This is a genomic window from Cellulomonas triticagri, from assembly GCF_003696205.1.
Classification (GTDB): Bacteria; Actinomycetota; Actinomycetes; order Actinomycetales; family Cellulomonadaceae; genus Cellulomonas; species Cellulomonas triticagri.
In genome coordinates this window covers 1-22,767 of sequence record NZ_RFFI01000073.1, presented here as the reverse complement: position 1 = coordinate 22,767, position 22,767 = coordinate 1, and the positions used below count along the sequence as shown (strand labels likewise).

17 protein-coding genes and 1 pseudogene are annotated in these 22,767 nt (G+C 74.5%); 11 read left to right on the top strand and 7 right to left on the bottom strand.

The annotated features are described in order from the left end of the window. A pseudogene (locus EBM89_RS13275) lies at window positions 1-259 on the bottom strand (DoxX family protein); the annotation flags it as partial. A gap of 199 nt (window positions 260-458) precedes the next feature. Between EBM89_RS13275 and EBM89_RS13270 the strand changes: the two are divergent. From EBM89_RS13270 to EBM89_RS13250, 5 genes are read left to right on the top strand one after another with little or no spacing between them, the layout of a single operon-like run. Further along, the gene (locus tag EBM89_RS13270) at window positions 459-1,736 is read left to right on the top strand and encodes an extracellular solute-binding protein (RefSeq protein ID WP_122149903.1); all 1,278 of its coding nucleotides are present in this window, start codon (window positions 459-461) and stop codon (window positions 1,734-1,736) included. A gap of 20 nt (window positions 1,737-1,756) precedes the next feature. Next, the gene (locus EBM89_RS13265; RefSeq protein ID WP_122149902.1) at window positions 1,757-2,650 is read left to right on the top strand and encodes a carbohydrate ABC transporter permease; all 894 of its coding nucleotides are present in this window, start codon (window positions 1,757-1,759) and stop codon (window positions 2,648-2,650) included. 5 nt (window positions 2,651-2,655) lie between these two features. Continuing rightward, window positions 2,656-3,558, top strand: a complete 903-nt coding sequence (locus EBM89_RS13260; protein WP_122149901.1) for a carbohydrate ABC transporter permease — start codon at window positions 2,656-2,658, stop codon at window positions 3,556-3,558. A gap of 51 nt (window positions 3,559-3,609) precedes the next feature. Continuing rightward, window positions 3,610-6,684, top strand: a complete 3,075-nt coding sequence (locus tag EBM89_RS13255) for an alpha-mannosidase (protein WP_122149900.1) — start codon at window positions 3,610-3,612, stop codon at window positions 6,682-6,684. Beyond that, window positions 6,681-10,019 (top strand): GH92 family glycosyl hydrolase, encoded by a 3,339-nt coding sequence (locus EBM89_RS13250; RefSeq protein WP_233571729.1) that lies wholly within the window; start codon window positions 6,681-6,683, stop codon window positions 10,017-10,019. Before EBM89_RS13255 ends, EBM89_RS13250 begins: the two co-directional genes overlap by 4 nt. A 95-nt stretch (window positions 10,020-10,114) precedes the next feature. Here EBM89_RS13250 and EBM89_RS13245 read toward each other — a convergent pair whose 3' ends face one another. Together EBM89_RS13245 and EBM89_RS13240 are read right to left on the bottom strand one after the other, a co-directional pair. Further along, window positions 10,115-11,551 (bottom strand): glycosyl hydrolase family 18 protein, encoded by a 1,437-nt coding sequence (locus EBM89_RS13245; protein ID WP_158609666.1) that lies wholly within the window; start codon window positions 11,549-11,551, stop codon window positions 10,115-10,117. Between the two features lie 113 nt (window positions 11,552-11,664). Beyond that, window positions 11,665-12,711, bottom strand: a complete 1,047-nt coding sequence (locus tag EBM89_RS13240) for a LacI family DNA-binding transcriptional regulator (RefSeq protein ID WP_122149898.1) — start codon at window positions 12,709-12,711, stop codon at window positions 11,665-11,667. Window positions 12,712-12,836: 125 nt separating this feature from the next. On the opposite strand from EBM89_RS13240, the gene EBM89_RS13235 reads away from it, so the two are divergent. Together EBM89_RS13235 and rsrA are read left to right on the top strand one after the other, a co-directional pair. Next, window positions 12,837-13,610, top strand: coding sequence for a sigma-70 family RNA polymerase sigma factor (locus EBM89_RS13235; RefSeq protein WP_122149897.1), 774 nt, complete (start codon window positions 12,837-12,839; stop codon window positions 13,608-13,610). Continuing rightward, window positions 13,607-13,915: a mycothiol system anti-sigma-R factor gene (gene rsrA, locus EBM89_RS13230; RefSeq protein ID WP_122149896.1), complete on the top strand. Its 309-nt coding sequence runs from the start codon at window positions 13,607-13,609 to the stop codon at window positions 13,913-13,915. Before EBM89_RS13235 ends, rsrA begins: the two co-directional genes overlap by 4 nt. An 89-nt stretch (window positions 13,916-14,004) precedes the next feature. Here rsrA and EBM89_RS22610 read toward each other — a convergent pair whose 3' ends face one another. Beyond that, on the bottom strand, window positions 14,005-14,079 hold the full coding sequence (locus EBM89_RS22610; protein ID WP_123371254.1) for a 50S ribosomal protein bL37: 75 nt from the start codon (window positions 14,077-14,079) through the stop codon (window positions 14,005-14,007). A 148-nt stretch (window positions 14,080-14,227) separates the two neighbouring features. Between EBM89_RS22610 and EBM89_RS13225 the strand changes: the two genes are divergently transcribed. The 3 genes from EBM89_RS13225 to EBM89_RS13215 all read left to right on the top strand — a co-directional run bounded on the left by EBM89_RS13225 (window position 14,228) and on the right by EBM89_RS13215 (window position 16,947). Then, a complete protein-coding gene (locus EBM89_RS13225; protein ID WP_122149895.1) occupies window positions 14,228-15,316 on the top strand; it encodes a type IV pilus twitching motility protein PilT in 1,089 nt (362 codons plus the stop codon). A 147-nt stretch (window positions 15,317-15,463) separates the two neighbouring features. Beyond that, window positions 15,464-16,321 carry a DUF4097 family beta strand repeat-containing protein gene (locus EBM89_RS13220; RefSeq protein ID WP_122149894.1) on the top strand — a complete coding sequence of 286 codons (858 nt, stop codon included), beginning with the start codon at window positions 15,464-15,466 and terminating at the stop codon, window positions 16,319-16,321. Next, entirely contained in the window at window positions 16,321-16,947 is a 627-nt protein-coding gene (locus EBM89_RS13215) for a PadR family transcriptional regulator (protein WP_122149893.1), read from the top strand. The genes EBM89_RS13220 and EBM89_RS13215 overlap by 1 nt, the downstream gene beginning before the upstream one ends. Before the next feature lie 110 nt (window positions 16,948-17,057). Here the strand turns inward: EBM89_RS13215 and EBM89_RS13210 are convergent, their stop codons facing one another. Beyond that, complete coding sequence (locus EBM89_RS13210; protein WP_122149892.1) at window positions 17,058-17,657, bottom strand: GDSL-type esterase/lipase family protein; 600 nt, start codon at window positions 17,655-17,657, stop codon at window positions 17,058-17,060. Between the two features lie 112 nt (window positions 17,658-17,769). Further along, a complete protein-coding gene (locus EBM89_RS21840; protein ID WP_199732117.1) occupies window positions 17,770-17,925 on the bottom strand; it encodes a hypothetical protein in 156 nt (51 codons plus the stop codon). Window positions 17,926-18,018: 93 nt separating this feature from the next. Between EBM89_RS21840 and EBM89_RS13205 the strand changes: the two genes are divergently transcribed. Continuing rightward, a complete protein-coding gene (locus EBM89_RS13205; protein WP_122149891.1) occupies window positions 18,019-19,002 on the top strand; it encodes a GlxA family transcriptional regulator in 984 nt (327 codons plus the stop codon). 213 nt (window positions 19,003-19,215) lie between these two features. Here EBM89_RS13205 and EBM89_RS13200 read toward each other — a convergent pair. Then, window positions 19,216-22,767, bottom strand: a 3,552-nt coding sequence (locus tag EBM89_RS13200; RefSeq protein WP_122149890.1) for a multifunctional oxoglutarate decarboxylase/oxoglutarate dehydrogenase thiamine pyrophosphate-binding subunit/dihydrolipoyllysine-residue succinyltransferase subunit, incomplete at its 5' end; no start/stop codon positions are given.

Below are 22,767 nucleotides of genomic sequence, written 5' to 3'. Positions count from 1 at the left end.
CCCGGCCGGTGGCCAGCAGCAGCGCGGCGAGCGCGGTGGCGCCGCCGTGCACGCGCACGACGGCGGTGAGCTGGGCGTCGCTCGGGTGCCGGTAGGTGTCCAGGGCCCCGCCGAGCGCGCCGACGGGCACCTTGGCGGTCAGCCGGTCGACCGCGCCGCGCGCGACGACGACGTGCGGGGCGGGACGGCGCAGGGCGTCCACCCCCTCGCCCAGGAACCACGACGCGAGCAGCGGTCGGGCGATGCGGCGCAGCAGCATGACGTCCTCCTCCCGGCGTCCCGCGACGCGCGGGGTGCCTGGTGACCAACCTATCCGGGACGGCCGCGCCGCGCCCCCGCGTCGTCCCCAGGTCCGCGAAACGACCCTTGACACGCCCGCTGCGGGTTGCCACGCTGCTAAAGCGCTTTAGTTCGCCTTGACCGTGATGCAACGACGCACACCGAAAGAGGTACCCCCCATGAGGCTCACCACCCGGACGGCCGTGGCGGCGACGGCCGCCGCGCTCCTGCTCTCCTCGTGCGCGCTCTCCGGCACCAGCACCGAGACGCGCGACCCCCTCGACGCCGAGGGCGAGATCACGGGGGAGGTGTCCCTGCAGACGTGGGCGCTCAAGCCCCGGTTCACCGCCTACGTCGAGGGCGTGATCGCCGCCTTCGAGGACGAGTACCCCGGCACGTCGGTGACCTGGCTCGACCAGCCCGGCGAGGGCTACGCGGAGAAGGTGCTGTCCCAGGCCACGGCGGGCGAGCTGCCGGACGTGACGAACCTGCCGCCGGACATGGCGCTGCCGCTGGCGCGGGAGGGCGTGCTGCTCGACCTCGACCAGGTCGAGGACGACCTGGCGGGCACCTACGTGGAGGGCGGACTCGGCGCCTACGCGTTCGCCGGGCTGGAGGGGACGTACGGGTACCCCTGGTACCTGACGACGGACCTCAACTACTGGAACGCCGACATGCTCGCGGCCGGCGGTCTGGACGCCGCCGACCCGCCGACCGACCTCGACTCGCTGATCGACCAGGCGCGCACGCTGAAGGACGCGACCGGTGCCTACCTGATGAGCCGCAAGCCCGGCATGAACGACCTGGTGTCGGCCGGCATCCCCGTGCTGTCGGACGACGGCGACGAGTTCGTGTTCAACAGCCCGGAGGCGGTCGCGCTCGTGCAGCGGTACGTCGACGCCTACGCGGAGGGCCTGCTGCCGCAGGACGTGCTGACCGACGCCTACCTCGGCAACAGCGAGCTGTTCACCAAGGGCGAGGCGGCGTGGTCGACGGGCGGCGGCAACTTCATCGCCGGGGTGCTGGAGAACAACCCGTCGCTCGAGGGGAAGATCGTGCCGTCGCCGTACATGGGCATCACCCCGATGTACGTGCAGGGCGTGTCCGTCCCGGCGGACTCCGGCAACCTGCCCGCGGCGCTCGCGCTCGCCCGGTTCCTCACCGACGCGCAGAACCAGGAGGCGTTCGCCGAGCTCGTCCCCGGGATCTTCCCGTCGACCGTCGCGTCGCAGGACAACCCGGAGCTCGCCGAGAGCGACGGCACCGCCGAGGGCGACGCCAAGGCCATCGCGTTCACCGGCCTGCCCGACGCCGAGGTGCTGCAGCCCGTCGAGGTCACCGAGGCGATGTCGACCGTCTTCGACCAGCAGGTCGCCGCGGCCATCGCCGGCCAGGTCCCGGCGCAGCAGGCGCTCGACACGGCGGTCGAACGGTGCAACCGGCTGCTCGCCGACTGACCGGGCCGCACGTGTCCACCGTGACCACCACGACGGGGACGGTCCGCACCCACGCCTGGTACGCCCCCTGGCTGCTCTGCCTGCCGGCGGTCGTGTTCCTGCTGGCGTTCAACCTGTGGCCGTCCGTCAACGGCGTGTTCCTCGCGTTCACCAACGTCAAGCCGCTGAGCGGCGGGGAGATCGTCGGCCTGGCGAACTTCGAGCGGATGCTCAGCGACGCGCAGCTGGCGACCGCGCTGCTCAACTCCATCGTCTACATGCTCGTCTGCGTCCCGTTCCTGCTGCTCGTGCCCCTGGCGCTGGCGCTGCTGGTCGAGAAGAAGATCCCGGGCATCGCGTTCTTCCGGACGGCCTTCTACACGCCGGTCGTGGCGTCCGCCGTGGTCGTCGCGCTCATGTGGGGCTGGATGCTCGACGACCGCGGCGTCATCAACGGGATGGCGAAGTCGCTGGGGTTCATCACCGAGTCGATCCCGTTCCTCACGGACCGGTGGCTGATCCTGTTCAGCGCCATCAGCCTCACCATCTGGAAGGGGCTCGGCTACTACATGATCATCTACCTCTCCGCCCTCGGCGGGGTGGGCCGCGAGCTGCACGAGGCCGCCGCGGTGGACGGGGCGTCGGCCTGGCGCCGGTTCTGGACGGTCACGGTCCCCGGCGTGCGGAACACGATGCTGCTGGTGTCGGTGCTCATCACCGTGTCGGCGCTGCGGGTGTTCTCCGAGCTGTTCATCCTCACCAACGGCACCGGCGGCGTCGGCGGCGCGAACGTCTCGGTGGTCATGCTCATCCAGATGTACGCCCGGGGCTTCAACGGGAACCTCGGCTACGCCTCGGCGCTGTCGATCCTGCTGTTCCTCATCACGCTCGGGCCGCTGCTGCTCATCGCCCGCATCAACAAGAAGGCGGGGTGAGGGCGATGACGGCCGCACCGACCACGACCACCGCGACCCGACCGTCCGCGCCCCCGCGGCGGCGGGGCGGGCACGGGTTCTCCTCCATCGGCCCGCGCGAGCTGGTCGTCCGCTACGTCCTGCTGCTGCTCGTCCTCGTCATCACCGTCGGCCCGTTCGTGTGGCAGCTGTCGACCTCGCTCAAGGGCCCGGGGGAGGACATCTACACCGCGACCCCGGTGCTGCTCCCGCAGGAGCCGACGCTCGACAACTACGTCAAGGCCGCGCAGACGGTCCCGATCCTCGGGTTCATGCGCAACTCGCTCGTGGTGGCCGGGATCGTCGTCCTCGGCAACGCGATCGGCACGACGATGGCGGGCTACGCGCTGGCCCGGCTGCAGTTCCGCGGCCGCAGGCTGATGCTGGGCGCGATCCTCGCCACGATGCTGCTGCCCGGCGAGGCGACGATCGTCGCGCAGTACCTGACGATCCGGCAGATCGGGCTGGCCGACAGCCTGCTCGGGGTGGCGCTGCCCGGCGCCGTGGGGATGCTCAACGTGCTGCTCATGCGCACGGCGTTCCTGGCGATCCCGAAGGAGCTCGACGAGGCCGCCATCGTGGACGGCGCGAACGTCTGGCACCGGTTCTGGCGGATCGGGATGCCCAACGCCAAGGGCATGCTCGCCGTCGTCACGATCTTCGCGTTCATCGGCGCCTGGGACGACTTCCTGTGGCCGCTGATCGTGCTGACCACACCGGACAAGTTCACGCTCACCGTGGGCCTGCAGTACCTGTCCGGCACCTTCTCCGCCAACCCCCGCGTGATCGCCGCCGGGACCATGATCGCGTTCATCCCGATCGTGATCTTCTTCGCGGTCCTGCAGCGGTACTTCTTCCGCGGGGTCGACCAGGGCGCCATCAAGGGCTGACGCACGCCCGCCCGCCCTCCCGCCTGCCTGCCCCCGACCGGAAGGACCCCCGTGCACGACGACCGCACCCTCGTGGAGGGCCGCCTCGACCGCGTCCTCGCCCACCGCCTGCGCCCCGCCGCGCTGCGCACCGTCGCCACCCTCGACGTCGAGGCGTGGCACGTCGACGGCGGGCAGGGCGAGCCCGTGCCCCCGGCGCACGCGCTGCCCGGCCCGGGGCGGGGCCCCGACGTCGACTTCCGGCCGTTCGCGGTCGGCGAGCCCTGGGGCCCGGCCTGGGGCACCACCTGGTTCCGCCTCACCGGGACGGTGCCGCCCGGGTGCGAGGGACGGCGCGTCGAGCTCGTGGTGGACCTCGGCTGGGAGGACCACTCGCCGGGGTTCCAGGCCGAGGGCCTGGTCTACCGGCCGGACGGCTCCGTGGTGAAGGGCCTCAACCCGCGCAACACCTGGGTCCCCGTCGGCGGGGAGGAGATCGACCTGTACGTCGAGGCGGCGGCGAACCCGCTGGTCCTGCCGCCGGACCCGTTCCGGCCGACGCCGCTGGGGGAGAAGAGCACCGCGGGCACGGCGCCCCTGTACCGGCTCGCCCGCGCCGACGTGTGCGTGGTCGAGGAGGACGTCTGGGAGCTCGTGCAGGACCTGGAGGTCCTCGACGGCATGGCCCGCGAGCTCGCGCTCGGCGACCCGCGGCGGCACGAGGTGGTGCGGGCGCTGGAGCGGGCCCTCGACGCGCTCGACCTCGGGGACGTCGCGGGCACCGCCGCGGCGGCTCGCGCCGAGCTGGTCGAGGTGACGTCCCGGCCCGCCGTCCCCTCGGCCCACCGCATCTCCGCGGTCGGGCACGCGCACATCGACTCCGCCTGGCTGTGGCCGGTGCGCGAGACCGTCCGCAAGGTCGCGCGCACCGCCGCCAACGTCGTCAACCTGCTGGACAGCGACCCGGACCTCGTGTTCGCGATGTCGTCCGCGCAGCAGTTCGCGTGGATCGAGGAGCACCGCCCCGAGGTGTTCGCCCGGGTCCGGGAGCACGTCGCGTCCGGCCGGTTCGTCCCGGTCGGCGGCATGTGGGTCGAGTCGGACACGGTCATGCCCGGCTCCGAGGCGCTGGCCCGGCAGCTCGTGCACGGCAAGCGGTACTTCCTCGACCGGTTCGGCATCGAGACCCGCGAGGTCTGGCTGCCCGACTCGTTCGGCTACTCGCCCGCCCTGCCGCAGCTCGTCCACCTGTCGGGCTCCCGGTGGTTCCTCACCCAGAAGATCTCCTGGAACCAGGTCAACCCGTTCCCGCACCACACCTTCCGCTGGGAAGGGATCGACGGCAGCCGGGTGTTCACGCACTTCCCGCCGATCGACACCTACTCCGCCGAGCTCTCGGGCAGCCAGCTCGCGCACGCGTCGCGCAACTTCCGGGACAAGGGGCGGGCGACCCGGTCCCTCGCCCCGTTCGGCTGGGGCGACGGCGGCGGCGGTCCCACCCGCGAGATGCTCGCCCGCGCCCGCCGGACCGCCGACCTGGAGGGCTCGCCGCGGGTGGTGGTGGAGAGCCCCACGGCGTTCTTCGAGGCCGCCGAGGCCGAGTACCCGGACGCCCCGGTCTGGGCCGGCGAGCTCTACCTGGAGCTGCACCGCGGGACGCTGACCTCGCAGGTCGACACGAAGCAGGGGAACCGGCGCGGCGAGCACCTGCTGTTCCAGGCGGAGCTCTGGTCCGCGACCGCCGCCGCGCGCGGTCTGGTCGAGTACCCGTACGACGACCTCGACGCGCTCTGGAAGCAGCACCTGCTGCTGCAGTTCCACGACATCCTCCCGGGGACGTCCATCGGCTGGGTGCACCGGGAGGCGGCGGCGCAGTACGCGGCGATGCGGGAGCGGCTGACCGCGATCGTGGACCGGGCGACGGGGGCGCTCGCCGGGGCCGCACCCGGACCGGTCGTGTTCAACGCCGCGCCGCACGCGCGTGCCGGCGTCCCGCCGCTCGGCGCAGGCCCGGCGTCGGACGCCGGCACGGTCGACGTCACGTCCACGCCCGGGGGCGGCACGGTGCTCGACAACGGCCTGCTCCGGGTCGAGGTGGACGCGGACGGCCTCGTCGCGGGGCTGCGCGACCTCGTCGCGGACCGTGAGGTGCTGCCGCCGGGCGCCCGTGGGAACCTGCTGCAGGTGCACCCGGACCTGCCGGTGATGTGGGACGCGTGGGACGTGGACCGGTACTACCGCAACGTCGTGACCGACCTCGACGCCGCCGAGCGCGTCGAGGTCCGCGCCGAGCCCGACGGTGCCGCGACCGTGCGCACGCACCGGGCGTTCGGGGCGTCGACCGCGGTCCAGGACGTGACGCTGCGCCCCGGCGAGCGTCGCCTCGACCTGCGCACGGAGGTGGACTGGCAGGAGCGGGAGCGGCTGCTCAAGGTCGCCCTGCCGGTCGACGTGCACGCGCTGGACGCGGCCTTCGAGACCCAGTTCGGCCACCACCGGCGCGCGGTGCACGAGAACACCTCCTGGGACGCGATGCGGTTCGAGGTCGCGGCGCACCGGTTCGTGCACGTCGGCGAGCCCGGGTACGGCGTCGCCGTGGTCAACCGGGACACCTACGGCCACGACGTGCGGCGCGAGGCCCGCGACGGCGGCGGCACGACGACCACCGTCCGGCTGTCGCTCGTGCGGGGGCCGCAGTTCCCGCAACCGGACACCGACCGGGGGCGGCACGAGTTCGCCTACGCCGTCGCGCCGGGCGCCGAGATCGCGGACGCGGTGCGCGAGGGCTGGGGGCTGAACGTCCCGCTGCGCACCATGACCGGGGCCGCGTCAAGCGCGGGGTCGCCGACGGCGCCGGTGGTGGTCGAGCCGCTCGCCCGCGTCCTGACCGGCTCGGCGGTGCTCTCCGCCGTGAAGCTCGCCGACGACCGCTCGGGCGACGTCGTCGTCCGGCTGCACGAGGCCGAGGGGCGACGCGGACCGGCGCGGCTCGCCCTGCCCGCCGGCCCGGTGCAGGAGTGCGACCTGCTGGAACGGCCCCTGGCCGAGCGGTCGGCGCTGGTCGGCCCCCGCGCCGGGGACGAGGTCGACCTGGTGCTGCGCCCGTTCCAGGTCGTCACCCTGCGGGTCGGGGGCGGTACCCCGTGACGGGCGCGGGGTCGCCCTGCGACGACGCCGGGCACGGGTACGCGCTCGCCCGGGTGGACGCCCGGGTGGACGCCACGACCGTCGGCGCCGCACGCGCCGGCACCGCACCCGTCGGCTCCGGCATCCGGGTCGAGGTCGGCGGCGGCCCGGCGCACGTCCCCGCGGGGCGGCCCGGTACCGGCCTCACGGGCCCCGACGCGGTGCGCCTCACGGGCGCCGTCGCGTCCCGCAGGGTGCTGGTCGACGGCCTGGACGTCCCGGTCGAGCCGCTGTCCGAGCTCCGCTGGGTCGTGTGCCCCGTGCTCGATGCCGGGCTGACGTACGCATCGACCGCCGTCGCCGTCGAGGCGCTGCTGGACGACGGCACCTGGTCCGGTGACCACGGACTCCTCGACCGGTACGGGATGCCCGCGTCGGCGCGCGGGCAGGGGGAGTCGCGCATCCTGCTGCCCGACCACTGGAACCTCGTGCGGGTCGACCTCGCACCGCTGGCCGGGCGCCGGGTGCGGGCGCTCGCGGTCACCCTCGACCCGCCCGCGTCGGGTGCGCCCGTCGAGGTGTGGCTCGACCACGTCGCGCTCGGGCTGCGCGCCGTGCCGCACCGCCGGGGCCTGGTGGACCACGTCGACACCCGGCGCGGCTCGCACAGCAGCGGCGCCTACTCGCGGGGCAACACCTACCCGGCGACGGCGGTGCCGAACGGGTTCGGCTCGTGGACCCCGCTGACCGACGGGGCGAGCGACCGGTGGCTGTACTCCTGGGCGGGGCACTCGGGGCCGGACGCGCGGCCGCGCCTGCACGGCGTCGCCGTCTCCCACCAGCCGAGCCCGTGGATGGGCGACCGGAACCAGGTCGCGTTCCACCTCGTCGCGGGGGACGGCGGGGACGGCCCGCCCGACGCGGACCTGCGCGCACGGGCCGCCGCCTTCACCCACGACGACGAGCTCGCGCGCCCGCACCACTACGGCGTCACCCTCGACGACGGCGCGCGCGTCGACGTCACGCCCACCGACCACGGCGGGGTGCTGCGGTTCACCTTCCCCGCCGGGGCGCGAACCGGGCACGTGCTCCTCGACGTGGTGAGCACCGACGGCGCGGGGCCGGACGGGCCCGCCGACCTGGCGTTCCACCCCGACGGGACGCTGACCGGGTGGGTCGACACGGGCAGCGGGCTGTCCGTCGGCCGCAGCCGCATGTACGTCGCCGGTAGGTGCTCCCGGGTGCCACGGGACGTCGGCCCGGCCGCGGGGGACCGGCCGCACGCGCGTGCCGCGACGTTCGACCTCGGGGACGACCCGGTCGTGGAGGTGCGCGTCGCGACGTCGTTCATCGGCCTCGACCAGGCCCGGCACAGCGCCCGGCTGGAGGTCGACGGCCGGACGTTCGCCGAGGTGGAGGGGGCGGCGCGCTCCGCGTGGGAGGACCGCCTCGGCGTGCTGGAGGTCGAGGGCGCCTCCGAGGAGCAGCGCGCCACCCTCTACGGCGGGCTGTACCGGCTCAACCTCTACCCGTCGTCGGGCTGGGAGGACGCCGGCACCCCCGGCGCACCCGAACCCTGGCACGCCTCACCGGTGGCGCCGCGCACCGGCCCCGACACCGCGACGCGCACCGGAGCGGCTGTCCTCCCCGGGCGGGTGGTCGTGGACCACGGGTTCTGGGACACCTACCGCACGTGCTGGCCCGCGTACGCGCTGCTGTACCCGGACCTCGCCGCCGACCTCGCCGACGGGTTCGTGCAGCAGGCGCGGGAGGGCGGCTGGGTCGCCCGGTGGTCCTCGCCGGGCTACGCGGACCTCATGACCGGCACGTCGTCCGACGTGGCGTTCGCGGACCTGCACGCCCGTGGCGTGCCCCTGCCCGACCCGCTGGGCACCTACGACGCCGGGCTGCGGAACGCCACGGCCCTGCCGACCGCCGGCGGGGTGGGGCGCAAGGGCCAGGAGTTCGCCCTGCTGCACGGTTACGTCCCCGCCGACGTCGAGGAGAGCGTGTCCTGGCACCTCGAGGGCTGCGTCAACGACGCGGCGCTCGCGCGCATGGCGCTCCGGCTCGCCGACGACCCCCGCACCCCCGACGCGCGGCGCCGGGCGCTCGCCGACGAGGCGGCCTACCTGGCGCAGCGCGGGCGGGCCTACCGGCACCTGTTCGACCCCGGCACCGGGTTCTTCCGGGCCCGGGGCCGCACCGGGGCGTTCCGCGAGTCCGGCGACTTCGACCCCCGCGACTGGGGCGGTGACTACACCGAGTCCGACGCGTGGAACTTCGCCTTCCACGCCCCGCACGACCCCGACGGCCTCGCCGCCCTGCACGGCGGGCGCGCGGCGCTCGCGGAGGTGCTCGACCGGTTCTTCGCGACGCCGGAGCGCGCCGACCGCCCCGGCGGGTACGGGCAGACGATCCACGAGATGGTCGAGGCGCGCGACGTCCGGCTCGGGCAGCTCGGCCAGAGCAACCAGGTCTCGCACCACATCCCGTACGTGTGGCTCGCCGCCGGGCGGCCCGACCGGACGCAGGAGGTGGTGCGCGAGATCCTGGACCGGCTCTGGACCGGCAGCGAGATCGGGCAGGGCTACCACGGTGACGAGGACAACGGCGAGATGTCCGCCTGGTACGTGCTGTCCGCGCTCGGCCTCTACCCCCTGGAGGTGGGCACCGACCGCTGGGCGGTCGGCACGCCCCTGCTCCCACGCGCCGTGCTGCACCACCCCACCGGGGACCTCGTGGTCGAGGCGCCGGGCGCGGGACCGGCGGCACCGTACGTGCACGCCCTCACCCTCGGCGGGCGGGCCGTGACGGCGCCGGAGGTCCGGCACGCGGACCTGCTCGGCGGCACGACGCTGCGGTTCACGACGGGGACGACGCCCTCGTCCTGGGGCGCGGCCCCGCGCGCCCGGCCCGGTCCGGACCAGCCCGGGCCGCTCTGGCAGGACGCCACAGGCCCCGACCGACCTTGGCAGGGCGCGGACGGGTCCGTGCCGGGTCTGGGCGACGACGACCTGGCCGACGCGGTCGACCTCGACGCGGTGCTCGACCCGGTGGACGCCGTGACCTGGTCCTCCGGCTCGTCCTCCGGCCCGGGCGTCGAGGTCGTCGCGTACACCCTGGTCTCAGCCGTCGACGGTCGTCCCGCGCCGTCTGCGTGGCGGCTGGAGGTGCGCGACGGGTCGGACGGGTGGCGCACCGTGGACACCCGCACCGCCGAGGACTTCCCCTGGCCGGGTCAGCTGCGGCCGTTCGTCCTGGACGCGCCGGTCGCGGGCACCGAGGTCCGCCTGGTCGTCCCCGGCCGGTCGGGGTGGCTGGCCCAGGTGGAGCTCCTGGTCGCGCCACGGTGAGCCCGGCGCGCGCCGGGGAGCGTCCCCGGACGCGCGCTAGTCGCCCGGACGCCTGCCCGGACGCGCGTCAGCGCAGCGCGCGTCCGGGCCGCGCCTCAGGCGGGCGACCAGGCCGCCCGGCGGCCGAGCAGCAGAGCAGCCCCGGCGGCGAGCATCCCCGCGGCGACCCCGACGTTCTGCCCGGCCTGAACGCCGGTGCGCGCGAGCGCCCCGGGACCGGCTGCGGCGCCTGCGCCTCCGTCGGCGTCCGGACCGACCGGGTCGCCGGCGCCCGGGTCGACCGGCCCGCTCGTGTCAGGGCCCTCGTCGGGGCCGACGACGGCCGCGGTCACCGTGAACGCCGCGACGGCCGTGCCCCCGGCCCCGCGCACGGTGACGGCGTGCTCGCCGGGGGCCGCGTCGTCGGGCAGGCGGAAGGTGAGGTCCACCGCGCCGTCGGCGTCGGCCGCGACCACGCCGAGGTCGACGTCGAGGGTGACGGCCGCGTCGAGCGCCTCGTGCGGGACGAACCCGGTGCCCGTGACGGTCTGCTCGTCCCCGGCCGCCAGCCGCGCGTGGGTCGCGGCGAGCCGCCCGGGCGCGACCGGTGCGGGCGGCGCGGGGTCGGCGAGGACGTCCCGCAGGTGCGAGAACCACGTCTCGCGGCCGCCGCCGTCGTGCCCGAGGGCGTTGAAGTACTCCCAGCCGAACACCCCGCCGAACGTCGGGTGCGCGGTGACGATCTCGGTCAGCGTCGCGTCGAGGACGTCCGGCTCGACCCATCCGCGGCAGTTGTCGGGGTGGGTGACGGTCCCGGCGACGACCCGGTCGGCGGTGAACCCGTTGGCGAGGATTGCGTCAAACGTCGCGGTGGACGCGAGGTCGCCCCAGCCGCAGTAGAACTGGGTGTTGTACCAGTCGATCTCGTGGCCGACGGCGGCCTCCAGGTCCGCGTACGCGAACCCGCCGGAGAAGTCCGTCTCCCCGGCGAGGTCGGTCGCGACGGGGGTGAGCGTGATCGTGGCGTCGGGGCCGAGGTCGGCGCGCAGCGCCTCGACCAGCCGGATCGTGTCGGACAGCGAGAACGGCTCCTCGATGTCGAGGTCGACGCCGTCGAGGTCGTACGCGAGCAGGAAGTCCCGCAGCAGGGCGTAGAACCTGTCGAAGTCCTCGGCGAGGTTCCGGTAGGTGCCCTGCGCGGCGCCGCCGACGAAGGCGTGCACCCGCACCCCGGCGTCCTGCATCGCCGCGAGGTCCGCCCACATCGGGACGAGCTCGGGGTGGTCGGCGGTGATGTCGTTGACGTGCAGCGACCCGTCGTCGTTGAGGTGGATCGCGCCCACGTTGACGTCGGTCGCGGCACCGACCAGCGGGGTGGGGTCGACGTAGTGCCGGCCGTCGACGTCGGTCTCGTAGATGGTCTGGTAGTACGCGACCACCCGGGGTCGGTCGACGGGCGGTGCCGCCCCGGACGTGAGCGGCGCGGCCACCAGCAGCGCGGCTGCGGCGACGGCCACCAGGGTGGGGGACCTGCGGGCACGGGGACGGCGCACGGCGACTCCTTCGTCGGTGATGCAGCGTGCGGCGCTCACGGAGGCGGCTAAAGCGCTTCAGGTCGACGCTAGCGGCACCCGATCCGGCCCACAAGAGACCGAGCGGTCGCCCGTCAGCGACCCGGCTGCGCCGTGCTCGCGCGCGGCGTCAGCACCGGCCCCGGGGCGGCCAGCACCGGCGCCACCTCCCGCCCGGCGACGACGTCGAGCAGCGTGTCCGCGACGAGCATCCCGAGCGCGTGGGTGTCCCGGCTGAGCGCGGTGAGCGCCGGGTGCACCATCCGCGCGAGCGCCGAGTCGTCGAACGACACCACGGACAGGTCCTCGGGGACGCGGACGCCGAGCGTCGACGCGACCCCGAGCCCGGCCAGCGCCGCCACGTCGGAGTCGTAGACGACGGCGGTGGGCGGCTCCGCCCGGCCGAGCAGCGACCGCGTCGCGGCCGCGCTGGCGGACTCGGAGTAGTCGGTGGCCTCGTGGACGACCTCCAGGCCGAGGCGGCGCGAGGCGTCCCGCAGCGCGTCGACCCGCCGCACCGAGTGCTCGTACGCGGGGATGCCGCCGACGTGCCCGATCCGGCGGTGCCCGAGGGCGGCGAGGTGCTCGGCGACCTGCGCCATCGCGGCGTAGTCGTCCACCCACACCGCGGGCAGCGGTCCGGGCTCGCCGGTGCCGCCGAGCAGGACGGCGGGCAGCCCGAGCTCCCGCAGCACCGCCGGTCGGGGGTCGTCGGTCTCCAGGTCGACGACCACGAGCCCGTCGACCCGCTGCTCGGCGGCCCACCGGTGGTAGACCTCGACCTCGGCGGCGACGTCCTCGACCACGAGCTGGTGCAGCGCCACGAGATCCGCCGACAGCCGCGCCTGCAGCCCGGAGGCGAGCTGGGCGAAGAACGGCTCGACGCCGAGCGTCCGCGCGGGCCGGGCCACCACGAGCCCGACGGTGTCGGAGCGCATGCCGCTGAGCGCGCGGGCCGTCGCGCTGGGGCGCCAGTTGAGGGCGGCGACGGCCTCGAGGATGCGGGCGCGGGTCTCGGCGCTGACGCCGGGCCGGTCGTTGAGCGCGAACGACACCGCCGTGGGGGAGACCCCGGCGTGCCGTGCGATGTCGGCGATCGTCGGGCGGGTTGCTGCGTCGCCGCTGCGCCGCGACCTGGTCATCCGTGGCTCCCTCGCTCCCCGGTGGTGCTGTCTGCGGACTGTAGCCCGCGCCGCGGCGCGGCTGGGTCCGCACCTGCGTGGATCCCCGGGGAATGTCCGGGACCCCGGTGGGTGTTGTGCGGGCCATGAGCTGTTCCACCCTCGAGCGTCCTGCCCCCGCCCGCGTCCTCGTGGGCGCCGGGGTCGGTGGCGGCGCCCACGTCGGCGCACCCGCTCCGCGCGCACTAGGCTCGGTCCCGATGAGCGAGGACACCACCCGCGCCCCCGAGTCCGAGGACGAGGCGGCGCGCAGCGAGCGGTTCGAGGCCGAGGCGCTGGTCTACCTGGACCAGCTGTACGGCGCCGCCCTGCGCATGACCCGGAACCCCTCCGACGCCGAGGACCTGGTGCAGGAGACGTTCGCGAAGGCGTTCGCGGCGTTCCACCAGTACCGCCCGGGGACCAACCTCAAGGCGTGGCTGTACCGGATCCTCACGAACACGTTCATCAACACGTACCGCAAGAAGCAGCGCGAGCCGCAGCAGTCCCAGGCCGACGAGATCGAGGACTGGCAGATCGCCCGGGCCGAGTCGCACACGTCGACCGGCCTGCGCTCGGCGGAGGTCGAGGCGCTGGACCACCTGCCGGACTCGGACGTGAAGGACGCGCTCGCGCGGCTGCCCGAGGACTTCCGGATGGCGGTGTACCTCGCGGACGTCGAGGGCTTCGCCTACAAGGAGATCGCCGAGATCATGGGCACGCCCATCGGCACGGTGATGTCGCGGCTGCACCGGGGGCGCGGTCAGCTGCGGGACATGCTGCAGGACTACGCGCGCGAGCGCGGGCTGGTGCCGGCGACGACGGCCGGCGACGACGCCGGTGCGGGGAGCACGGCGGGGACGCCGAGGAGGACGCGATGACGGGCTGGGACGCCGCGGGGGGACCGCGCGCGACGGCGGGGGAGCCGGTCGAGGAGGGCTGCGGCCCGAACTGCGAGCAGGCGCTGGGGCGGCTGTTCGCCTACGTGGACCGGGAGCTGACGGCGGACGACGCCGCGCAGGTGCGCGCTCACGTCGAGGACTGCCGGCCGTGCCTGGACGAGATGGCGGTGGAGACCATGCTCAAGGAGCTGGTCAAGCGCTGCTGCCAGGAGCAGGCGCCCGCCGACCTGCGGCTGAAGATCCACGCGCGGCTCACGGAGGTCCGGATCACCCGGACGGTCTGACCCGCGGGAGCGGGTGAGGGTACGCAGAAGGGCCCGGTGCTGCTGCACCGGGCCCTCGTGCGTCTCCAGCGGCGGACGCCGCCCGACGCTCAGGCGTTGGGGCGCTTGCCGTGGTTGGCGGAGCTCCCGGCGCGGGAACGGCGCTTGCGGCCACGCTTGCTCATCGATCTCTCCCTGGTCAGGACTTCCGGCCGACGGTGCGGCGCCCGAGGGCGTCTCCGGCGACCCAGTGACCCCCCATCGTCCCACATCCCACGGGTTCGCCTGCACCGACCGTTCAAGCCGGGACGGGTTCCGGCCGATGGGGTACAGGTGAACGAGCAGCCGCAGTCCGTCGTCCCCCTGCTGCACGCCCTCGCCCAGGCGGGCGGCTCCGACCTGCACGTCAAGGTCGGGTCCGAGCCCCGCGTGCGGGTCGACGGGCGCCTGCGCCGCCTCCAGGTGCCGAGCCTGACGCCGCGCGACACCGAGCACATGCTGGGGGAGGTGCTCCCCGACGACCTGACGGAGACCTTCGTGCGCACGCACGAGGCGGACTTCGCGTTCTCGCTGTCCGGCGTCGGCCGGTTCCGCGTCAACGCGTACCAGGCGCGCGGCACCTACGGCATGGTGTTCCGCCTCGTCGCGATGGGCGCGCAGTCGCTGTCGGAGCTGAACCTGCCGCCCGTGCTGGGCGAGCTCGCGCTGGAGCCGCGCGGCCTGGTGCTGGTCACGGGCCCGACGGGTTCGGGCAAGACCACCACGCTGGCGTCGATGATCGACCTGATCAACACGACCCGCGAGGCCAACATCGTGACCATCGAGGACCCGATCGAGGTCCTGCACCCGGACAAGCGCGGCATCGTCTCGCAGCGCGAGGTGCGGCAGGACACCGCGGACTTCACGGTCGCGCTGCGCGCCGCGCTGCGGCAGGACCCGGACGTGATCCTGGTCGGCGAGATGCGGGACGTCGAGACGGTCCGCGCCGCGATGTCGGCGGCCGAGACCGGGCACCTGGTGCTGTCGACGCTGCACACCATCGACGCCGCCGAGTCCGTGAACCGCATCGTCGACTTCTTCCCGCCGCACGAGCAGCAGCAGGTCCGCGTCGCGCTGGCGCAGGCGCTGCGCGGCATCGTCTCGCAGCGCCTCGCGCGCCGGGCGGACGGCGGCGGCCGGGTCGCGGTCGTGGAGGTGCTGGTCAACACGGGTCGCACGGCCGAGGCGATCATCGACCCGGCGAGCAACGAGCCGCTGCTCGACCTGATCCGGGGCGGCGACTACTACCAGATGCAGACGTTCGACCAGCACCTGGTGCGCCTGGTCGGCGAGGGCGTCGTCACCTACGACGAGGCGCTGGCGGTCGCGACCAACCCCCACGACCTCACCGTCGAGCTGCGGGCGGTCGGCCTCATCGCCTGATCCCCGCGCGTGCCGCGACGGCGCCGTACCCCCCTGCGGGTGCGGCGCCGTCGCTGTTGCCGGGGCGGTTGTGCGTGGGCGTGTGGCGGTCGTATCGTGGCGGCAGACGCGATATATCGCGTTTTCCCGACGTGACGGAGGTGCGGCATGGCCACGGAGTCCTGGGTCGTCATCGGCCCGCAGGTGATCGAGGTCGAGGACGTGCGCACGCTGCGCGTCCAGGTCAACGGCGGGCGGGTGGACGTCGTCGCGCACGAGGACCCGGCGCGCACCGACGTGCGCCTCGAGGTGCACCGGGTCGACGGCTCCCCGCTGGAGGTCACCTTCGCCGACGGCGCGCTGTGGGCGGGCGTCCGCTCGGTGAACGGGCTGGACGGCCTCATCGACAAGCTCCGCGGCCCGCACCAGCGCGACCGCGTCGACGTGCACCTCGCCGTGCCCGCCGCGGTGGCGGCGTGGGTCGGGTCGGTGAACGCGGACCTGCTGGTCGCGGGCGTCCGGCAGGACGCGACCGTGTCGACCGTCGGCGGCGGCGTGGTCGTCGACGGCACCCGCGGTGCGCTGTCGGTCAAGAGCGTGTCCTCCGACGTCGTGGTGCGCGACCACGTCGGCGACCTGTCGATGGGCACCGTCTCGGGCGCCGCGACCGCCTCGGGTGCGCTGAACCGCGTCACGGTCACCACCGTCTCCGGCGAGGTCACGCTCGACTGCCTCGCGGCGACGTCGGTCTGCCAGGTGCGCACGGTGTCCGGCGACGTCGCGGTGCGGCTGCCCGCCGGGCACGGCGTCGGGGTCGAGGCGCGCAGCGTCTCGGGGCGGGTCGTGGTGGACGGCGTCGAGCACGGCGACCGGCGGCCGGGGCGCACCAGCGTCGACCTGCGCGACCCGCAGGCGACCTGCTACGTCTACTCGCAGACCGTGTCCGGGCACCTGACCGTGCTGCACGGCGCGCCGATCGACGGCCCCGTCGTGAACGCGACGGACGGACCCGGCGCCGGCATCTGATGCCGCCGGTCTTCGCGCACGGCCAGCTGCGGCTCTACCTGCTGTCCCTGCTGGCGGCGGGGCCGCGGCACGGCTACGAGCTCATCACCGCGCTGTCCGAGCGGTTCGGCGGCACCTACCGGCCCAGCGCCGGGACGGTGTACCCCCGACTCGCACGCCTGGAGGACGAGGGGCTGGTCAGCCGGACCGCCGCCGGTCGGCGCACGCTGTACGCACTCACCGAGCGGGGGCGCGCCGAGCTCGACGCGCACCGGGACGACCTCGCGGCGCTGGAGCGCGAGCTCGCGGACACCGTGCGCGACCTCGCCTCCCGGGTGCGGGCGGAGGCGACCGGGGCCATGGCGGGCCTGCGGGCCGAGGTCGCCTCGGCCGCGCAGCGGGCACGCGCGGCGGCCGCCGACGGCGCTCGTCCGGCCGGGTCGCCGGGTCCCGGTGCGGGGCGTGGGGGTGGTGCGACCCTGCGGGTCGACGTCGAGGCGGAGCTCGCCCGGTTCCGCGCGGACGTCCGCGCGATGGTCCGGGATGCCGACGCGCGCGGCGAGCTCACCGCGCTCACCGCGGACACGGTCCGGTCGGTGCTCGCCAGCGCCCGGGAGGCCGTCCGCGCGACGCTGCCGCCACGTTGAGCCCTGGCGCCGCGTCGGCGTACGCACCACGCACGCCGGGCCCGACGTGCGTGGTGCGTCGCCGTCGCTGCGAGCGTGGCCGCGGCGCTCCGCGCGCTGACCTCTGGCGTTCAGGCCACGTCCTCCGGGAGGCCGAGCCAGGTGTTCCAGTGCGAGTGCAGCACGAGCCACGCCATGAGGCCGTACCCGGCCTGGCCGGGCAGGGAGCCGTCGCCCGCGGCGAGGTCGGCGAGCCACTGCTCGTGCCCGACCAGCGGGGTGAACGTGTCGACGTAGGGCACTCGGCGGCGGGTCGTGACGTCGCCGAACGCGGCGGACAGGTCGGCGAGCGTCGTGGGGTCGACCCCGGCGCCGGGCGGCGGGCCGACGACGAACGCCGGGATGCGCCGCTGCTCGGCCGCGTCGAGCACGTTCGCGAGGTTGAGGCGGCTGCGCGCGAGCGACAGCCCGGCCTGCGCGTCGGCGCGGCCGAGCGCGACGACGAGGCGGGTGTCCGTGTCGGGTGCGGTGCGTCGCGCGACCTCGTCCTCCCAGCGGGCGGACAGGCCGGAGGTGGTCTCGCCGGGGACCGCGAGGGTCAGCACCGTGGGGGGCGTCGACGTCGAGGTCCGGGCGGCGACGCGGCCGACCCAGCCCAGCGCCCGTGCGTCTCCCGCGCCGGCCGCCAGCTCGTCGCCGACCACCACCAGGCGCAGCGGCAGCTCGCCCACCTCGTCCTCCGTCCCTCGTCCGGCCCCGTGCGGGCCGGGTGCCAGTCTCGCAGCCGGGGCGGGTGCGGGCTCGCGCGACGCGCGGCGGGGGCGTGCCGGGGTGGGCGCGGGCTCAGTGTAGATGCGCGTCGGCGCCGTCGGTCCATTCGTGGCGGGACGGGGGCGGGGGTCGGTGGCCGAGCCCGTCGTGCCGGATCCAGTCGGCCAGGCGGGTGGCGAGCCACACGAGGAGGGTCAGCAGGGCCAAGGTGATGAGGAGAGCAGCCATGGCAGAAATCCTGCTCCGGTCGACATCGCGCCACGAGTGGCAGAGATGCCGCATCCCATCGAGATCCCGCCAGTTCCGTGGCAGACTGCGGGCATGCTGCAGCGCGTCGCCGCCATCGCGGTCCCCGGGGTCTCCGCCTTCGAGCTCGGCCTCGTCTGCGAGGTGTTCGGCATCGACCGCTCCGACACCGGCGGACCCGTCTTCGACTTCACGCTCTGCACGCCGGAGCCCGGGCCCGTCGCCATGGAGCCGGGCCTCACCCTGGACGTCACCGCCGGGTTGGAGGCAGCCGCCGACGCGGACCTCGTCGTCGCGCTGCCGTACAAGGCGCCGCACACCCTGCCCCAGGGCGTCGCGGACGCCCTGCGCGCCGCGCACGACCGCGGCGCGTGGGTGATGAGCATCTGCTCGGGCACGTTCGCGCTCGGGGAGGCCGGGCTGCTCGACGGCCGCCGCTGCACCACGCACTGGATGTACGCCGACGACCTCGCCCGCCGGTTCCCGACCGCCGAGGTCGACCCCGCCGTGCTCTACGTCGAGGACCGCGGGGTGATCAGCAGCGCCGGGACCGCCGCCGGGATCGACGCCTGCCTGCACCTGCTGCGCCGCGAGCTCGGCGCCCGGCAGGCCGCCGCCGTGGCCCGCCGCATGGTCGTGCCGCCGCACCGCGACGGCGGGCAGGCGCAGTACGTCGAGACGCCGCTGCCCTGCGACGCCGACACGCTCGCGCCCCTGCTCGCCTGGATGGGGGAGCACCTGGACGCCGAGCTGACCGTCCCCGACCTCGCCGCGCGCGCCCTGATGTCCGAGCGGACGTTCGCCCGCCGGTTCCGCGCCGAGACCGGGACGACACCCGCCGCGTGGGTCACCCGGCAGCGCCTCGTCCGCGCGCAGGAGATGCTCGAGCGCACCTCCGCCGGGGTGGACGAGATCGCCCGGCGCAGCGGGTTCGGCAGCGCGGCGATCCTGCGGCACCACTTCGCGAGGGTGCTCGGCACCAGCCCGGGGGCGTACCGCCGCCAGTTCGCGTGCACGGACGAGGCCGAGTCGGCGGTCGACCGGATGTCCGTGGCCTGACCCCTCCGCGCACGGGCCCGTCCGGTCCCGGGCCGCCCGGCCCGCAGCCATCGCCGAGTGCGGAGAACGTGCGGGACATCCTTCGCGAAACGGGCGCGTATCTCCGCATTCGGCGCTGCTTGGCCGCGCAGGGGGAGGGCTGAGGCGCGCACGGGGCATGCGTGCGCGGGAGGCCGGTGACCCGGACGGGTCACCGGCCTCCCGCTGCGCGGGTCAGCGCTCGAAGGCGGTCCGCAGGATGTCGGCCTGCTCGGCCTGGTGCACCTTCGCCGAGCCCGCGGCGGTGGACGCCGATGCCGGGCGGGAGACCGCCCGCACGGGGGCGCCGACCACGGGCGGCAGCGCGAGCGAGACGTAGCCCCACGGGCCCTGGTTGCGCGGCTCGTCCTGCACCCACATCAGCTCGGCGCCGTCGAACGGCGCGAGCGCCGCCCGGATGCCGTCGTGGTCCAGCGGGTACAGCTGCTCGAACCGGACGATCGCGGTGCGGGTGTCCTGGAGCTTGTCGCGCTGCGCGACGAGGTCCCAGTAGAGCTTGCCGGAGCAGAGCAGCACCCGGTCCACGCCCTCGGAGCGCTCCGCGGCCACGGGGTCGCCGATGACCGGGCGGAACGTGCCCGACGTGAACTCCTCGACCGGCGAGGCGCCGGCCTTCAGCCGCAGCATCGACTTCGGCGTGAACACCACGAGCGGGCGGCGCGGGCGGGTGTACGCCTGGTGCCGCAGCAGGTGGAAGTACGACGCGGGCGTCGTCGGCTGCGCGACCGTCATGTTGCCCTCGGCGCACATCTGCAGGAACCGCTCGATGCGGGCCGACGAGTGGTCCGGCCCCTGACCTTCGTAGCCGTGGGGGAGCAGCAGCACGACGGACGAGTGCTGGCCCCACTTCTGCTCGGCGGACGAGATGAACTCGTCGATGACCGTCTGGGCGCCGTTGACGAAGTCGCCGAACTGTGCCTCCCACAGCACCAGCGCGTCGGGGCGCTCCACGGAGTAGCCGTACTCGAACCCGAGGGCCGCGTACTCCGACAGCGAGGAGTCGTAGACCCAGAACTTCGCCTGGTCCGCCGACAGGTACAGCAGCGGGGTCCACTCGGCGCCGGTCTCCCGGTCGTGCAGGACGGCGTGCCGCTGCACGAAGGTGCCGCGCCGCGAGTCCTGCCCGGCGAGGCGCACCGGGGTGCCCTCGATGAGCAGCGAGCCGAACGCCAGCAGCTCGCCGAAGCCCCAGTCGATGCCGCCCTCGACGGACATCTGCTGCCGCTTGGCGAGCAGCTGCGCGAGCTTGGGGTGGATCGTGAAGCCCTCGGGGGCCCGGACGTGCGCGGCCCCGATCCGCTCCAGCACCTTGGCGGGCACGGCGGTCTGCCAGCCGATGCTGACGCCCGCGTCCTCGCGCTGGGACTCGGGGCGCTCCAGGCCGGCGACCGGCTCCGCGTCGGGCGACGGCGGCGTCCAGCCCTCCTCGCGCGTCTCCGCGAACACCCGCTCGAGCTGCGCCTGGTAGTCGCGCAGCACGTGCTCGGCCTCCTCCAGCGTGATGTCCCCGCGGGACACCAGCGCCTCGGTGTAGAGCTTGCGCACCGAGCGCTTGGCCTCGATGAGGTTGTACATCAGCGGCTGGGTCATCGAGGGGTCGTCGCCCTCGTTGTGGCCGCGGCGGCGGTAGCAGACCATGTCGATGATGACGTCGCGGTCGAACTGCTCGCGGTACTCGAACGCGAGCTCCGCGACCCGCACGCACGCCTCGGGGTCGTCGCCGTTCACGTGGAAGATCGGGACCTGCAGGCCCTTGGCGACGTCGGTCGCGTACTGCGAGGAGCGCGACGACGACGGGCCCGTGGTGAAGCCGACCTGGTTGTTGATGACGACGTGCACGGTGCCGCCGGTGCGGTAGCCGCGCAGCTGCGCGAGGTTCAGCGTCTCGAACACGACGCCCTGCCCCGCGAACGCCGCGTCGCCGTGGATGAGGATCGGCAGCACGGAGAACCCGTCGCCGCCGAGGTCGATCCGGTCCTGCTTGGCGCGCACGATGCCCTCGAGCACCGGGTCGACGGCCTCCAGGTGCGACGGGTTCGCCGCCAGGTACACGCGGGTGGACGCGCCGGACTCGGCGTGGAACACGCCCTCGGTGCCGAGGTGGTACTTCACGTCGCCGGAGCCCTGGACGGACTTCGGGTCCTGGTTGCCCTCGAACTCGCTGAAGATCTGCCCGTAGGACTTGCCCGCGATGTTCGCCAGCACGTTGAGGCGGCCGCGGTGCGCCATGCCGATGGCGACCTCGTCCAGCCCGTTGTCCGCGGCGCGGGACAGGATCGCGTCCAGCAGCGGGATGACGGACTCGCCGCCCTCCAGGGAGAACCGCTTCTGCCCGACGTACTTGGTCTGCAGGAACGTCTCGAACGCCTCGGCGCCGTTCAGCCGCCGCAGGATGCGCAGCTGGTCCTCGCGGGGCGTGGGCGCGTACCCGGCCTCCAGGCGCTCCTGCAGCCAGCGGCGCTGCCGCGGGTCCTGCAGGTGCATGTACTCGTAGCCGGTGGTGCGGCAGTAGGAGTCGCGCAGCAGACCGAGCACCTGACGCAGCGTCGCGCGCGGCCGGCCGGTGAACCCGCCGGTCGGGAACGTGCGGTCGAGGTCCCAGAGCGACAGGCCGTGGGTCTGCACGTCGAGGTCGGGGTGCTTGCGCAGCCGGTAGGCCAGCGGGTCGGTGTCGGCCATGAGGTGGCCGCGCGACCGGTAGGAGTGGATGAGCTCGGCGATCCGCGCGGGCTTGATGGCCTCGGCGTCCGGGTCGGCCGCCTCCTTGACCCAGCGGATCGGCTCGTAGGGGACGCGCAGCGACGCGAACACCCGGTCGTAGAAGCCGTCCTCACCGAGCAGCTTGCGGTGCAGGATGCGCAGGAAGTCGCCCGACTGGGCGCCCTGGATGACGCGGTGGTCGTAGGTGGACGTCACCGTCAGCACCTTGGACACGCCCATCTTGTTCAGCTGCTCGTCGGACGTCCCCTGGAACTCCGCGGGGTAGTCCATCGCGCCGACGCCGATGATCGTGCCCTGGCCCTGCATCAGGCGGGGCACGGAGTGCACGGTGCCGATGGTGCCGGGGTTGGTCAGCGACAGCGTCGTGCCCGCGAAGTCGTCCACGCCGAGCTTGCCGCCGCGCGCACGGCGCACGACGTCCTCGTAGGCGTTCCAGAACTGTGCGAAGTCCAGCGTCTCGGCCTGCTTGATGCTCGGCACGAGCAGCTGGCGGGTGCCGTCCGGCTTCGCCAGGTCGATCGCCAGGCCCAGGTTCACGTGCGCCGGGGTGACGTAGCCGGGCTTGCCGTCCACCAGCGTGTACGCGGTGTTCATCGCGGGCATCTCGCCGACCGCCTCGACCAGCGCGAAGCCGATCAGGTGCGTGAACGAGATCTTTCCGCCGCGCCCGCGGGCCAGGTGGTTGTTGATGACGATGCGGTTGTCGACCAGCAGCTTGGCCGGGATCGCGCGCACCGACGTCGCCGTCGGGACCTCGAGGCTGGCCTCCATGTTGGTGACCACGCGCGCCGCCGGACCGCGCAGGCGCTGCGTCTCGTCGGTGCCCGTCGGGACGGACTCCTCGGCCTCGCGCGCGGCCTTGGCAGCCGGGGCGTAGGGGGCGGTCGCGGGCTGCGCGGTGGCGAGCGGCGCCGTCACCGGCGCGGGCTCGGGGTCGCGCGGCGCGGGCTGCTCCTGCGGCCGCGTCGCGGTGGGGGTGGGTGCGTCCGGGACCGGGGCGTCGTC

Excerpts from the sequence above, each read along its gene's own strand:
- EBM89_RS13270 (WP_122149903.1), top strand. The coding sequence starts at position 459 with ATGAGGCTCACCACCCGGACGGCCGTGGCGGCGACGGCCGCCGCGCTC.
- EBM89_RS13260 (WP_122149901.1), top strand. The coding sequence starts at position 2,656 with ATGACGGCCGCACCGACCACGACCACCGCGACCCGACCGTCCGCGCCC.
- EBM89_RS13240 (WP_122149898.1), bottom strand. The coding sequence starts at position 12,711 with ATGACCAGGTCGCGGCGCAGCGGCGACGCAGCAACCCGCCCGACGATC.
- EBM89_RS13235 (WP_122149897.1), top strand. The coding sequence starts at position 12,837 with ATGAGCTGTTCCACCCTCGAGCGTCCTGCCCCCGCCCGCGTCCTCGTG.
- rsrA (WP_122149896.1), top strand. The coding sequence starts at position 13,607 with ATGACGGGCTGGGACGCCGCGGGGGGACCGCGCGCGACGGCGGGGGAG.
- EBM89_RS13220 (WP_122149894.1), top strand. The coding sequence starts at position 15,464 with ATGGCCACGGAGTCCTGGGTCGTCATCGGCCCGCAGGTGATCGAGGTC.
- EBM89_RS13215 (WP_122149893.1), top strand. The coding sequence starts at position 16,321 with ATGCCGCCGGTCTTCGCGCACGGCCAGCTGCGGCTCTACCTGCTGTCC.
- EBM89_RS21840 (WP_199732117.1), bottom strand. The coding sequence starts at position 17,925 with ATGGCTGCTCTCCTCATCACCTTGGCCCTGCTGACCCTCCTCGTGTGG.
- EBM89_RS13205 (WP_122149891.1), top strand. The coding sequence starts at position 18,019 with ATGCTGCAGCGCGTCGCCGCCATCGCGGTCCCCGGGGTCTCCGCCTTC.